Annotated in this window: 14 protein-coding genes; 11 read left to right on the top strand and 3 right to left on the bottom strand. The window is 41.5% G+C overall.

Translation table 11 applies throughout. The features are described 5' to 3' along the window. The first annotated feature begins 147 nt into the window (after positions 1–147). From ccpN to AC1DIV_RS05920, 9 genes are all read left to right on the top strand, one after another. On the top strand, positions 148–786 hold the full coding sequence (gene ccpN / locus AC1DIV_RS05880; protein WP_034308483.1) for a transcriptional regulator CcpN: 639 nt from the start codon (positions 148–150) through the stop codon (positions 784–786). 28 nt (positions 787–814) lie between these two features. Then, positions 815–1,624: a pyruvate, water dikinase regulatory protein gene (locus tag AC1DIV_RS05885; protein ID WP_048685721.1), complete on the top strand. Its 810-nt coding sequence runs from the start codon at positions 815–817 to the stop codon at positions 1,622–1,624. Positions 1,625–2,136: 512 nt separating this feature from the next. Continuing rightward, a complete protein-coding gene (locus AC1DIV_RS05890) occupies positions 2,137–2,592 on the top strand; it encodes a YaiI/YqxD family protein (protein WP_048685719.1) in 456 nt (151 codons plus the stop codon). 51 nt (positions 2,593–2,643) lie between these two features. Further along, positions 2,644–4,449 (top strand): DNA primase, encoded by a 1,806-nt coding sequence (dnaG, locus tag AC1DIV_RS05895; protein WP_251539833.1) that lies wholly within the window; start codon positions 2,644–2,646, stop codon positions 4,447–4,449. A gap of 35 nt (positions 4,450–4,484) precedes the next feature. Then, positions 4,485–5,618, top strand: coding sequence for an RNA polymerase sigma factor RpoD (gene rpoD, locus AC1DIV_RS05900; protein ID WP_034308477.1), 1,134 nt, complete (start codon positions 4,485–4,487; stop codon positions 5,616–5,618). Between the two features lie 172 nt (positions 5,619–5,790). Then, complete coding sequence (locus tag AC1DIV_RS05905) at positions 5,791–6,324, top strand: hypothetical protein (protein ID WP_477575960.1); 534 nt, start codon at positions 5,791–5,793, stop codon at positions 6,322–6,324. A gap of 235 nt (positions 6,325–6,559) precedes the next feature. Beyond that, positions 6,560–6,928, top strand: coding sequence for a cytochrome c550 (gene cccA, locus AC1DIV_RS05910; protein WP_034308472.1), 369 nt, complete (start codon positions 6,560–6,562; stop codon positions 6,926–6,928). A 216-nt stretch (positions 6,929–7,144) separates the two neighbouring features. Then, positions 7,145–7,852 carry a tRNA (adenine(22)-N(1))-methyltransferase gene (locus AC1DIV_RS05915; RefSeq protein WP_063594180.1) on the top strand — a complete coding sequence of 236 codons (708 nt, stop codon included), beginning with the start codon at positions 7,145–7,147 and terminating at the stop codon, positions 7,850–7,852. Further along, on the top strand, positions 7,849–8,967 hold the full coding sequence (locus AC1DIV_RS05920) for a Nif3-like dinuclear metal center hexameric protein (RefSeq protein WP_202186373.1): 1,119 nt from the start codon (positions 7,849–7,851) through the stop codon (positions 8,965–8,967). The genes AC1DIV_RS05915 and AC1DIV_RS05920 overlap by 4 nt, the downstream gene beginning before the upstream one ends. Before the next feature lie 47 nt (positions 8,968–9,014). Here AC1DIV_RS05920 and AC1DIV_RS05925 read toward each other — a convergent pair whose 3' ends face one another. Further along, on the bottom strand, positions 9,015–9,959 hold the full coding sequence (locus AC1DIV_RS05925) for a 4-hydroxy-3-methylbut-2-enyl diphosphate reductase (RefSeq protein ID WP_048685698.1): 945 nt from the start codon (positions 9,957–9,959) through the stop codon (positions 9,015–9,017). A 126-nt stretch (positions 9,960–10,085) separates the two neighbouring features. Further along, complete coding sequence (vrrA, locus tag AC1DIV_RS05930; RefSeq protein WP_477575962.1) at positions 10,086–10,772, bottom strand: VrrA/YqfQ family protein; 687 nt, start codon at positions 10,770–10,772, stop codon at positions 10,086–10,088. A 400-nt stretch (positions 10,773–11,172) separates the two neighbouring features. Here vrrA and AC1DIV_RS05935 point away from each other — a divergent pair, with 400 nt between their 5' ends. Continuing rightward, on the top strand, positions 11,173–12,486 hold the full coding sequence (locus AC1DIV_RS05935; protein ID WP_063594177.1) for a DEAD/DEAH box helicase: 1,314 nt from the start codon (positions 11,173–11,175) through the stop codon (positions 12,484–12,486). A 12-nt stretch (positions 12,487–12,498) separates the two neighbouring features. Further along, on the top strand, positions 12,499–13,392 hold the full coding sequence (locus AC1DIV_RS05940) for a deoxyribonuclease IV (protein ID WP_034308459.1): 894 nt from the start codon (positions 12,499–12,501) through the stop codon (positions 13,390–13,392). Positions 13,393–13,501: 109 nt separating this feature from the next. Here the strand turns inward: AC1DIV_RS05940 and AC1DIV_RS05945 are convergent, their stop codons facing one another. Continuing rightward, the gene (locus tag AC1DIV_RS05945) at positions 13,502–13,762 is read right to left on the bottom strand and encodes a DUF2624 family protein (protein WP_048677987.1); all 261 of its coding nucleotides are present in this window, start codon (positions 13,760–13,762) and stop codon (positions 13,502–13,504) included. Positions 13,763–13,855: the final 93 nt, after the last annotated feature.

Below are 13,855 nucleotides of genomic sequence, written 5' to 3' on the forward strand. Positions count from 1 at the left end.
GGTATCGGAAACCCTTTGAATATGGGTTTCCGATTTCTTAAAAAGATAAATGGTCAATAAATAGGACAAAAATGCCCTAATTAAATTATTTAGTATATAATTATTAAATGAATAACTTTTGTTACTTTACTCTGCGAAAGCAGTGGGGTGGTGATTATAATCCAATTGAATAAGCGTCAGGAACAAATTTTACAAATTGTAAAAGAAAACGGACCGATTACTGGAGAACATATTGCGGATAGATTGAATCTTACCAGGGCGACACTTCGCCCGGATTTAGCGATTTTAACGATGGCAGGTTTTCTTGATGCCCGGCCCAGAGTGGGGTATTTCTATACAGGCAGGTCAGGGACACAGCTTTTGACAGATAGCCTTAACCATCTTTATGTACGGGACTACCAATCGATACCTGTCGTCGTTGACGAGGGCATTTCCGTATACGATGCAATCGTCATGATGTTTTTAGAAGATGTCGGAACAATGTTCGTCGTCGATAAGCATGCATTGCTTGTTGGTGTCTTATCAAGGAAAGACTTATTGCGTGCGAGTATTGGGAAACAAGAGCTTAACTCCATTCCAGTCAATATCATCATGACTAGGATGCCCAATATTACAATGTGTTCAAAAGAAGACCTTTTGATTGATGTTGCCAAAAAACTGATTGATAAACAAATCGACTCATTACCGGTCGTCAAAGACACAGAAAAGGGCTATGAAGTAATTGGAAGGATTACAAAAACCAATATTACGAAAGCATTCGTAGCTTTGGCTGATGAAGGCTATTAGGGGGCTTGCAAAAGGAATGACGGAGAATATGAACGGTTCTATTATATATGTTGTATCGGATTCAGTAGGGGAAACAGCGGAATTGGTCACAAAAGCCGCTGCAAGCCAGTTCTCGGGATCTGCTTTTTCAATAAAGAGAATTCCGTATATTGAAGATGAACAAAACGTGGATGAAGTGATATCACTGGCTAAGTTGGACGGGGCTATCATTGCTTATACTCTGGTGAAGCCAGCTATTAGAGCGTATATGAAAGCACAGGTCGAGAAAGAAAACCTGGCTGCTTATGACATTTTAGGGCCGCTCATGGACATCCTTCAGGAAAGGGCGCCAAAAGGGCCGCTTAATGAACCTGGTCTGGTAAGAAAGCTGGATGATGACTATTTCAAGCGTGTGGAAGCCATTGAATTCGCTGTAAAATATGATGATGGACGTGACCCTCGCGGCATTTTACGCGCAGATATCGTCCTTGTGGGTGTTTCACGCACTTCCAAAACGCCATTATCACAATATTTAGCCCACAAACGCTATAAAGTGGCGAACGTACCTTTAGTGCCTGAAGTGGAACCGCCAGAAGAGCTGTTCCTGGTACCTCCTGAAAAATGCATTGGTTTAAAGATCAGCCCGGAAAAGCTGAACCATATTCGTAAAGAACGATTAAAGTCTCTTGGGCTCAATGATCATGCCATTTACGCAAATGTGGAGCGCATAAAAGAAGAATTGACATACTTTGATACAATCATATCAAGGTTGAATTGTCCTATCATTGATGTAACCAATAAAGCTGTTGAAGAAACAGCCAATTTGATCATCAATATCCTTCAAAATAAAAACCGTTGATCCCTAAATTAAGGCAAATCAAAATGTGAGCTAGACACTTTATGTGTCAGCTCACATTTTAATGCCAAGGTCAAATAAGGGATTAATAAGAATAAATTCAAAATAATTACATAAAATTCCTCTTAGTTTCCTCGTGCAAATCCATTGATTTGCATGAAAACACATTCGGAATTTAAATGTTGGCATCTTCTAATCAAATAGACTATAATAAAAAATTGTGAGAAAAAAGTAATCTTAAGGTTTAGACTTAATTAATAAGGAATAAACTAAAGGTTAATGAGATGTCAAGGTTTTTATCATAAAAATAATTCGACATGTTCCGTATAATTCAGGAGGGGCTGGTCTTTTTCAAGGCAAATGAGGTGCTTTCACTTGAATAAACAGGTATTCTTTGAAGAATAATGTTTGCTCCTTTAGAGGGAACGCTCTGAATCAATGCTGGAAATTCACCATATCTTCATAAAGTTTAGGGGAGAAAAAGGATTATGCAGAAAGATGTAGAATTAGAAGGTATGAATAATAAACCTACGATACACGTCGATGCCGATGCATGCCCGGTGAAAGACGAAATCCTTCATTGTGCAAGTTTGCACGAAATTGAAGTTTGTTTTGTTGCATCATATAAAAATATGATGAATAACCCTGAAGGTAAATGGGTATATGTCGATGCAGACAAAGAAGCGGCAGATCTTTATATAGTAAACTCAGTAAAAAAGGGTGATATTGTCGTTACTGCAGATATTGGTTTGGCTGGGACACTGCTTCCTAAAAACGTTTATGTCCTTTCGCCAAGGGGAAAAGAATACACGGAAGAGAATATTTTCATGCTCTTGGATATGCGTTATCAGTCGGCTAAACTCCGCAGGCAGGGTAAGCATACGAAAGGGCCAAAAGCATTCACAAAGGAAGATCGTATATGTTTTACAAATAAACTTATGAAAACATTGTCGAACTTTGCAGGGAATTAGGAAACAGTATCGAATAAGAAACTATCACCAATATTGCAAGGTGGAAAAATGATAAATGGCCGTATAGAAGATGAGAAAATTAATCAAATTCGTGAAGCTGTTGACATTGTTGATTTAATTGGGGAGTATGTCCAGCTGAAGAAGCAGGGGCGCAATTACTTTGGCCTATGTCCTTTTCATGGTGAAAACTCGCCCTCGTTTTCCGTTTCAACGGAAAAACAAATCTTTCACTGTTTCGGTTGCGGGGCAGGCGGAAATATTTTTACCTTCTTAATGGATATAGAAGGCTACAGCTTTGTGGAATCTGCAAAAGTTTTAGCTGAAAAAGGAAATGTTCCTTTGGAAGTTGAAATCAATAAGGATTCCAAGCGTTCCAACATGCCGGCAGGCGCTCAGCAAATGGTTGAAGCCCATGACCTGCTGAGGAAGTTTTATCATCATCTCCTCGTTAATACGAAAGAGGGGCAGGATGCTCTCGAATATTTACTTAAACGAGGGTTTACTGAAGAGACGATAGAAAAGTTCCAAATTGGCTACTCTTTGGATTCATGGGACTTCGTGTCCAAGTTTCTTTTAAAACGCGGGTTTCCAGCGGAATACATGGAGCAGGCAGGGCTTATTATTTTCAGGGAAAAAGACGAGTCATATTTTGACCGTTTCAGAAATAGAGTCATGTTTCCAATTATGGATCATCAAGGAAATACGATTGCGTTTTCAGGAAGAGCGATGGGGGACGATGAGCCCAAATATTTGAATAGTCCTGAAACGCCAATCTTTAATAAAAGTAAAACTTTATATAATTTCCATCATGCAAGACCACACATACGTAAGAAAGAACAAGCAGTCATTTTTGAAGGCTTTGCCGATTGCATTTCAGCAGTTGGCGCAGGTGTGGAGAATGCGGTCGCTACAATGGGCACTGCCCTGACGGACCAGCATATCCAGCTTTTAAAAAGAAATACTGACCAGATACTTATTTGCTACGATTCGGACTCAGCGGGATTGAACGCTGCCAATCGTGCAGTTAATATGCTACAGGACCATGAGTTTTCCGTGAAAGTCGCTCTCATGCCTGATAACCTGGACCCCGATGACTACATAAAGGAATTCGGTGAAAAAAGCTTTGTTTCTGAAGTAATAGGGGCCAGTTTAACCTACATGGCATTCAAAATGCATTATTTGCGTCGAGGGAAAAATGTAAATAATGAAGGAGATCGAATTCAATATATCGAAGAAGTCCTTAAAGAAATTTCGCGATTGCCCAATGCAGTGGAGAGGGATCATTATCTCCGGCAGCTATCCTCTGAATTTTCCCTTTCATTGGATGCGCTGGAACAGCAGCAGCGTCAGGTGTTCTTTACGGAACGCAAGAAGGGGACATTGCCGCAGCCAGCAGCCCAAAAGAAAATGGCCCTGCAATATGAGCATAAGTTAAAGCCTGCTCACCATAATGCTGAAATGAAGTTGATTGCCCATATGCTGAAAAGCAGGGATATGACTTTCAAAATTCAGCAGTTGCTTGGGCAAACGGTCTTTCATGTAGATGAACATCAGGCAATCATCACCTATTTATATGCGTTCTATGAAGATGGACACGAACCGGATACAAGCTTTTTCCTTACTTATTTACCGGATCCAAACTTGAGAAGGATCGTTTCGGAAATAGAAATGATGTCAGTGAATGAGGAAGTTACCGATAAAGAACTGACCGATTGTATAAATCAAGTGTTGAAATATGAAAAGTTGTTAAAGATAAAAGAAAAACAAGTTGAAGAAAAAGATGCAGTTAGACGAAGTGATTATGTCACTGCTGCACAAATTGCCATGGAAATCATTAAATTGCGTAAAATGTTGTAGTCGTTTAGGTGTAAGTCCTGGAAGGAGGGGAACTAATGGCTGAAAAACCAGCACGTTCCAAACAAGTTGATAATGAATTTAGCCTTGAACAGGTGAAAGAAAAATTACTGGAGCTAGGTAAAAAACGAGGCTCTTTGACTTTAGAAAAAATCGCTGAAATGATTGGCGGTTTTGAGTTGGATTCCGATCAAATGGATGAGTTCTATGAGGTGTTAGCAGAAAACGGCGTCGAAATACTCACTGATGGTGAGGAAGACGAAGATGAAGATGATCCAGATGAGAAGAAACTTGCAAAAGAAGAAGAGTTTGACTTAAATGATTTAAGTGTTCCTCCTGGCGTAAAAATTAATGACCCAGTACGCATGTATTTAAAGGAAATTGGTCGGGTCGACCTTTTATCGGCAGAAGAGGAAATCTCTTTGGCGACGAGAATTGAAGATGGAGATGAAGAAGCGAAACGCCGTTTGGCAGAAGCTAACCTACGTCTTGTTGTCAGTATCGCCAAGCGCTATGTCGGACGCGGAATGCTTTTCCTTGATTTGATTCAGGAAGGTAATATGGGACTTATCAAAGCTGTGGAAAAATTTGATTACCGCAAGGGATTCAAATTCAGTACGTATGCAACATGGTGGATTCGCCAAGCGATAACCCGTGCCATTGCCGACCAAGCAAGAACGATCCGGATACCGGTTCATATGGTGGAAACCATCAATAAATTGATTCGTGTCCAAAGACAGCTTCTTCAGGATTTAGGACGTGAACCTTCACCGGAAGAAATTGCGGAAGATATGGACCTGACTCCCGAAAAAGTTCGTGAAATCTTGAAAATAGCTCAGGAGCCTGTTTCATTGGAAACGCCAATAGGTGAAGAAGACGATTCACATTTAGGTGATTTCATTGAAGATCAGGATGCGACTTCCCCATCGGAGCATGCAGCATATGAACTATTGAAAGAACAGCTTGAAGACGTATTGGATACTCTTACTGACCGTGAAGAGAACGTCTTGAGACTCCGCTTTGGACTTGATGATGGCCGCACCCGTACACTTGAAGAGGTAGGTAAAGTGTTTGGGGTCACCCGCGAGCGTATCCGTCAAATCGAAGCGAAGGCGCTGCGTAAACTGAGACATCCAAGCCGCAGCAAACGCTTGAAAGATTTCCTTGAATAGAATATATGCCCTTAACAGAGCCCTCTTTGAATGCCCAGCGTTCGGGAGCGGCTCTTTTTTAAAATTTCGATGTAAAAATATCCTAATAAGAACAATAGTTATCCATTTTTCCAAATAACAGAAACAAATTTACAGACGTTAAAAAGAAGATCATCATGAGGATGTGAGATTCATGGATGAAATGAGAAAGAAAATCATCATTCAAGAAATATACTCCTGGAAAGAAAGTCGTATGCTTCCGGAGCAATATTGTAATTACCTGCTTGCATTATACGGTCAAGGTGAACTTCCGCCATCAAAATCGAATGATGAGACCGCGAGCAAAAAAAACGACATCTTTTTCGGAATGTTGATTGGAACCTGTTTTGCATTTATTGTATTTTTGAATTATTTTACTGAAATAACCATAAGAATGCAAATGCTTATGACAACAATTTCAATACTTGTCTTTGGGCTGGCAGTCCGCCGCTTAAAAGGCAGGAATGTCATTTTTCAGATGGCGTTGATGGGGATGGTACTATCATTGCTTTTATTAACTGTCAGTTTGGCGGAATTCATGGCACCCGGCAAAGCGGGTATCCTTTATATTTTCTTATTCATTAATTGCGGGCTCTGGATTTTATTGGGCAATAAGCTGAAGCTGCTCCATTTTTCCATAGCGGGAAGCCTTGGGGCACTGGTCACTCTTTACTTTTTATTAATATAATTCAAGGACATACCAGCGGTTTTAAATAATGATTTTTGGGTATTATGAAACATATGTAAGAAAAAGTAAAATTGTTTGGAAATATACATAAGTTTTTGACAATTTTAAGAAATTATATAATATCTTCTATTTTTGGGCTTTTACTTGAAACTCTTTTCAAGTAAAATAATATATAGTTGTTTGTATATAATATTAAATATGGTAAGTTTAGGTTCTACATAGGGGAGGAAATACTATGAATCGCAATCCAGTAATGCCTTTTATTATTATCATGGTTTTTGGTATTGGACTTATGTTTTTACTTTCGTTTAAAGGTTTGGGTGATGCCAAAGATCTTGCTAAGGAAAAAGAGGGCGGCGAAAAGACAGAAGAAACAGAAAGTGCCTCAGCATCACCTGAGGACATTTATAAGCAAAACTGTATCTCTTGTCATGGTGACGCCTATCAAGGCGGTGTCGGGCCTGCGCTAAAAGGAGTTGGCGATCGCCTGTCGGTGGACGAGGTTAAAGACGTGATCACTAATGGACGAGGTGCAATGCCGCCAGGTTTAGTCGAAGAACAGAACATTGACGCCATGGCCGAATATATTCATGGACTGAAATAATTCATGAAACTGACTCAAGAAATCGTTGGAAAGCGAACTTTTTGAGTCAGTTTTTCATTTATTCAGAAAAGGAAGAATCCAGATGGCCGTTTTTCTTTTGCCCATGATAGAAAGAACCCTATTTCTCCTTTCTGTAATTTTTCGATTGAACTTGGTATAATCGAATGGGAAAGTAATTATAGCAAGACATTATTTGAATTAAGAGAGTTGATAAATATGAATCATGAAAAACTATCGATGAGATTAGAACGTGTTGCCATACATATACCAAAAGGAAGCATCCTGGCAGACATAGGATCAGACCATGCTTACTTGCCGTGCTATGCGGTGACTAACGGCTTGTGTGACAGCGCCATAGCAGGTGAGGTTGTAGAAGGACCCTATCAGTCAGCACGCAAGCAAGTGGCAATGACGGGTCTTGGAGACAAGATAGAGGTCCGTAAAGGAGATGGGCTTGAAGTATTGAATCCCGATGAAGCGACATGCATTACGATTGCAGGCATGGGAGGGACTTTAATATCAAGTATATTGGAAAGCGGAAAAGCGAAACTCGGCAAGGCAGAAAGGCTAATCCTTCAGCCTAATGTCGGTGCAGCGAATGTTCGCAGCTGGCTAATCGAAAACGGCTGGGAACTTTGTGGAGAGGAGATCCTTGAGGAAGATGGGAAAATCTACGAGATCTTAATTGCCAAAAAAGGAGACCCGCTCCGCCCATATGGTATAAACAAGCAAACGGGCCTCACTTTCGGTCCATTCTTAATAGAGCAATTCAGTGATATTTTCATAAAAAAATGGCAGCTTGAAAAAAAACATCTGGAGAGAATCATCGAACAATTGGATGAAAGCGGAAGAAGCGGACTGGAAACGAAGCGCAATGAATTGAAATCCCAAATTTCAGTAATCGAGGAGGTGCTTAAAGGTTGAAGACAGTGAATGGTCACAAAATCATTGAGATGTTTGAACAATTCTCCCCAAAGCATTATGCAATGGAGGGAGATCCAATCGGGCTGCATGTCGGACAGCTAAATAAGCCGGTTACTAAAGTGCTGATTGCCCTTGATGTGCTGGAAGAGGTTGTAGACGAAGCGATCGAACATGGCGTGGAATTGATCATCGCCCACCATCCGCTAATTTACAGACCAATGAAAAGGATCGATACAAACACAGCTGGAGGCCGCATCATTGAAAAGCTGATCAAACATGATATCGCTGTTTATGCTGCACACACCAATTTGGATGTTGCTAAGGGCGGAGTGAATGATTTACTTGCCGAAGCGCTTCAATTGCAGGACACAGAGGTATTGATTCCAACCTATGAGACAGCTCTTAAGAAATTGGTCGTATATGTTCCAAAGACCGACGAACAAAAGGTGAGGGAAGCCCTGGGCAAGGCAGGGGCCGGAGCGATCGGGAACTACAGCAATTGTTCGTTTTCTGGGGAAGGTACAGGACGCTTCTTGCCAGGTGAAGGCAGTGAACCGGTTATCGGCTCTAAAGGAAAGCTTGAAGAAGTAGCTGAAATGCGGATTGAAACGATATTCCCGGAAAATATCGAGAAGAAAGTGCTAGCTGCGATGATTAAAGCCCATCCATATGAAGAGGTTGCTCACGATATATATAAACTGGAGAATAAAGGGGAGTCACTTGGCTTAGGAAAGATTGGTGTACTTGCCGAAGAAATGACACTTGAACAATTTTCCGAACATGTGAAGCGGACACTCGATGTTGAAAAGGTGCGTGTCGTTGGAGATCTGCAAAGTCCGATAAAAAAAGTGGCCGTTTTGGGCGGAGACGGCAATAAATACTTTACGACAGCAAAATTCAAGGGTGCCGATGTTTACGTTACAGGTGATATGTATTACCATACAGCCCATGACGCGATGATGATTGGATTGAATATCGTCGATCCCGGCCACAATGTTGAAAAGGTGATGAAAAAAGGGGTGGCACGACTCCTTGAAAGAACGTGCCGCGAAAAGAACTACGATGTGGAATTCATTCCATCCAGGCTGAATACAGACCCATTCCGCTTCATTTGATAAACACGACAAAGGCAGCCCTAGTGGCTGCCTTTGTCTTTGTGCAATCATTTCTTCACTTTAATTTTTGGTAAAATTTTATGCAACGGCGTTTTCTTTTCGGTATTCCAAGTCGATTCATCATTTGCTTCATATTGTTCTAGAAATGCGATAACTTCCTTCGTGATCGGCGTTGGTGTAGAAGCCCCCGAAGTGACGGCAACCGTTTCTGCATCTTTTAGCCATTCAAGGTTCAGCTCGGAAATGTCAGCGATTCGATAAGCTCTCGTACCGGCAATCTCTTGGGATACTTGTGCAAGTCGGTTTGAATTATTACTCTTAGGGTCTCCGACAACGATTAATACATCAGCTTCGCCAGCTTGCTCGGCAACGGCTTCTTGACGAACCTGTGTCGCTAAACAAATTTCCTTATGGACTTCGGCATGTGGAAACTTTTCCTTGACCTTATCCATGATATCCAAAACATCCCATTGGCTCATCGTTGTTTGATTGGTGACGATGATCTTATCACTATTCAAAGTCAAGGCTTCCACATCTTCATCCTTTTGAACCAGGTGAACGACATCGGGAGCAACTCCGACAGCACCCTCAGGTTCCGGATGGCCTTTTTTGCCAATATAAATGATTTGATAGCCTTCCGCTTGTTTTTCCCGAATTAAGTCATGTGTTGCTGTAACATCGGGACATGTTGCATCAAGCGTCACAAGCCCTTTTTTCTCAGCGATCTTCCTGATCTCAGGTGAAACGCCGTGAGCAGTAAAGATGACGGTTCCGCTGTCCACCTGTTCGATGATATCGTTGCGGTTGCTGCCGTCCAACGTGATGATGCCTTCTTCTTCAAACGCATCCGTCACATGTTTGTTATGCACGATCATTCCTAAAATATAAATGGGACGTGGCAAGGTTTTATCTAAAGCCGCATTTCGGGCGATGACCATGGCATCGACAACGCCATAACAATAGCCGCGCGGGGAAATTTTAATCACTTTCATCTATGTGTCCTCCTTCAAGGCAAGAAACTCTCACTTTTTATACCTTTCTATTATATAAGACCATAGATGATATTACAAAACATCATATTTACATAAAATCAGTTATTGGTAAATTTTTTGTAGCTCTTAAATATAAAGCTTGGGACCTGAGGATCTTTTCCTTTTGGTTTCGGGACAAACTGGGGCGGTGAGGTTAGCTTCTATAGCTTTTTCTTTTTTCGTCGAATCCGTTTTTACCTCACTGTTTTCTTGTGCCCCAACCGCGGGCCCACTTTCAACGGAAGCTCCCTCGTCTTTGGTCTCATCGGCTGATGATATGCTTCGGAAAACTTTCCACATGGAAGGCAGGTTTTTAATCACTGGTCCGTATTGTTCCACCATAGGCGTGAATTGTTCCGCCGCTTGCAACACCTTTTGCGTGTTGGAAAGCATATTATTAAGGGAATCGGGGTTTTTTAATGTTTCTAAGATACCGCCTCCGCTGCTTCTTGAAGAACTTTGGTTAGTGGAACCCGCTGGCGCAAACAAATTCGGAGAAGCTGCTTTTTGTTTCGACTTACCGAGTATTTTTGACAATAACCCTTCTTTCTTTGCTGGCGGCATTTCCTGCCTCAGCTGTTGGTTGAAAGGGCCGCGGAAACCTTGAGGTCCCTGTGGCATCTGCGGTCTGTTTGGAATCATCGGCCGCTGCATCTGCTGATAAGGATGGGGAATTTGCGGTGACTGCCTGAATGGAGCAGGGGGCTGCTGCCTCCTTCGGCCATTGGGTGGCGGAAAACCGGGTCCGGGTTGACGATTTCTACTTGGGAACATAGGTTTCACCTCCTCAGATATTATATGCTGGTGTTATCTTCTATATAAATTATGCAACTCGACAAAAAAGGTTTGAGGAAAGAGTGACTGGGCAGTTGTGAAGTAACCGGAAAGAAGGTAAGATGGTAACGGTAGTCTTTTAGCTCCATGTCTGCGGGGGATACGCTATGACCAGGACAGGGGCTTTTCGTTTGCAAGAGTCCATTTTAAGAGAACTAACCTCAGCGCTTGCGCTTTTGTGATTAGAGTGAATGGGGATATCGGAAAAGGTGGATGACATTCCTATTATGGGACAATCCCTATTTTCTTCACGAGCAACCCAGGCGCTTGCGCTTTTTGTGTAAAATTTATTATAATAACAGGACATGTCTTATGACTGACAGGATAAAGGGGTTTTTTGATGAAACAAAATCAATTTGAACGATTTAATTTGAAAAGCTACATTCTAGATGCGGTTCGTACTTTAGGGTTCGATAAGCCGACGGAAATTCAAGAGCGCGTGCTTCCGTCGCTTTTAAAGGGAAGTAGCTTAATTGGACAGTCGCAGACAGGTACAGGAAAGACACATTCCTATTTGCTGCCGATCATGAACAGGCTTGATGCTGGTAAAAATGAGGTTCAAGCGATTATTTCCGCACCAACCCGTGAGTTAGCGAACCAAATCTACAAAGAAGCTTTGAAAATTGCTGACCATTTCCCTGAGGATGAGCAGATTCAAGTCCGTTGTTTCATCGGTGGTACTGATAAACAGCGAATGATCGATAAATTGAAGACACAGCCGCAATTGGTAATTGGTACGCCGGGCCGGATCAAGGACTTGGTTGAAGCCCAGGCATTACAGGTGTATACAGCAAAAATGCTTGTGGTCGATGAAGCGGATCTTATGCTAGACATGGGATTCATAGAAGATGTCGATTTATTTGCATCACGTATGGCTGAAAAAATTCAAATGCTTGTCTTTTCGGCAACCATCCCAGAAAAATTGAAGCCGTTTTTGAATAAATATATGGAGAATCCAAAGTATGTACAGGTGAATCCCAAGCAGGCGACCGCTTCGAAAATCGAACATGTTCTCGTACCGCTTCGCCACCGGAACAAAGAGCAGTTACTTCATGACATCATCGTTCGTTATAATCCATATTTGGCGATTATTTTCACGAACACAAAGAAAATGGCGGACCATGTGGCTAATTCCTTGATCGAAAAAGGGTTGAATGTCGGCCGTATTCATGGGGATTTAACGCCTCGTGAGCGTAAAAAAATGATGAAGCAAATCAATGATTTGGAGTATCAATTCATCGTTGCGACTGATCTGGCTTCCCGTGGAATCGATATTGAAGGTGTAAGTCATATCATTAACTATGAATTGCCTTCAGATTTGGATTTTTATATCCATAGGACGGGAAGGACGGCACGTGCAGGATATTCAGGCATTGCCACTACCATTTACGATACTTCCGATGAAGATGCATTGAACCGCCTTGAAAAAATGGGCATCGAGTTCCGTGATGCCGATATCCAAAACGGTGATTGGGTTGATATCGACGAGCGTAATAAACGGAAAAACCGTAAAAAACAAAAATCTGATATCGATGTTAAAGCGAGCAGGCACATTAAGAAGCCAGCTAAAGTCAAGCCAGGATACAAGAAGAAAATTCAACGAGATGTGGAAAACTTTAAAAAACGCGAACGTCGTATACAGAGAAAGAAATAGGGGAGAAATCAGATGCTGAAGATTGGATCGCATGTTTCAATGAGCGGGAAAGGTATGCTTCTTGCTGCGAGTCAGGAAGCGGCTTCGTATGGCTCCAACACATTCATGATCTATACAGGGGCCCCTCAAAACACAAGACGTAAAAAAATCGAGGATTTAAATATCGAAGCCGGAAGATTGCATATGGAGGAAAATGGAATCAGTGATATCGTCGTCCATGCTCCGTATATCATTAATATAGGAAATACCACGAATCCAGCCACATACGAACTTGGAGTCAACTTCTTACGCAGCGAAATCGATCGGACCGAAGCGATTGGCGCAAGGCAGATCGTACTTCATCCAGGTGCGCATGTTGGTGCTGGAAGTGAACTGGGAATCAAGAGAATCATCGAAGGTTTGAATGAAGTGCTGACTGCCGACGATAAAGTTCAGATTGCCCTTGAAACGATGGCGGGTAAGGGTTCCGAATGTGGCAGGTCTTTCGAAGAGCTGGCGATGATCATTGATGGTGTGACCCATAATGAAAAATTATCGGTTTGCTTCGATACTTGCCATACTCACGATGCCGGATATAATATCATCGAGGATTTCGATGGAGTGCTGAATGAATTTGATAAAGTGGTCGGTGTTGACCGCATCAAGGTACTTCACATAAACGATAGCAAAAACGAACGCGGCACGCGTAAGGACCGCCATGAAAACATTGGTTTCGGTCATATTGGTTTTAAGGCTTTGAATGATATTGTCCACCATCCGCAATTAAGCTCTGTTCCTAAAATCCTGGAAACACCTTATGTAGGGGAAGACAAAAAAGACAAAAAGGCCCCATATAAATTCGAAATTGATATGTTCAAGAATAAACAATTTGAAGAAGATTTATTGGAAAAGATCAGATTCCAATAATCACAAATAGAAAGGGACGATTCATCGATATGAAGATGAATCGTCCTTTCATTTTGCATTTGGATTAAGTATGCTCAAATAAAGACTGTCGTCAGCAGGCTTGGAATCTTTAAAAATTGGATGTAAGGTTGTTGAAGAGGGATTCTATTTCCCTGGCCGTGCTTGCTCCGGCAACTTTTGTAATTTGACCAAGTACGTTCTGTCTTTGACGTATATCAAAAATATTAATATTTTTACCGGCTAGAAGTGCAGTAATATCCTGTGCTTGTTTTTGAGTGAGTGCAACCTTATGCTGTTTAGCAAGGGAAAGCAATTCATCGGGGCGTATACTGTTGATTTTATGATTGACCATCATTTCAAATAATTTCAAACGATCTCCTCCTTTGTTAAAACATATGAAGGAAGTGGACGTATGTGAACATGAAACTTTGTTTGATTATGAAATTGGTTCAGATAACATTTT

Source organism: Peribacillus sp. 05N428 (assembly GCF_056397085.1).

Coding starts and splice junctions, on each gene's coding strand:
- AC1DIV_RS05885 (WP_048685721.1), top strand. CDS start 815: ATGAACGGTTCTATTATATATGTTGTATCGGATTCAGTAGGGGAAACA.
- AC1DIV_RS05890 (WP_048685719.1), top strand. CDS start 2,137: ATGAATAATAAACCTACGATACACGTCGATGCCGATGCATGCCCGGTG.
- rpoD (WP_034308477.1), top strand. CDS start 4,485: ATGGCTGAAAAACCAGCACGTTCCAAACAAGTTGATAATGAATTTAGC.
- AC1DIV_RS05905 (WP_477575960.1), top strand. CDS start 5,791: ATGGATGAAATGAGAAAGAAAATCATCATTCAAGAAATATACTCCTGG.
- cccA (WP_034308472.1), top strand. CDS start 6,560: ATGAATCGCAATCCAGTAATGCCTTTTATTATTATCATGGTTTTTGGT.
- AC1DIV_RS05915 (WP_063594180.1), top strand. CDS start 7,145: ATGAATCATGAAAAACTATCGATGAGATTAGAACGTGTTGCCATACAT.
- AC1DIV_RS05925 (WP_048685698.1), bottom strand. CDS start 9,959: ATGAAAGTGATTAAAATTTCCCCGCGCGGCTATTGTTATGGCGTTGTC.
- vrrA (WP_477575962.1), bottom strand. CDS start 10,772: ATGTTCCCAAGTAGAAATCGTCAACCCGGACCCGGTTTTCCGCCACCC.
- AC1DIV_RS05935 (WP_063594177.1), top strand. CDS start 11,173: ATGAAACAAAATCAATTTGAACGATTTAATTTGAAAAGCTACATTCTA.
- AC1DIV_RS05940 (WP_034308459.1), top strand. CDS start 12,499: ATGCTGAAGATTGGATCGCATGTTTCAATGAGCGGGAAAGGTATGCTT.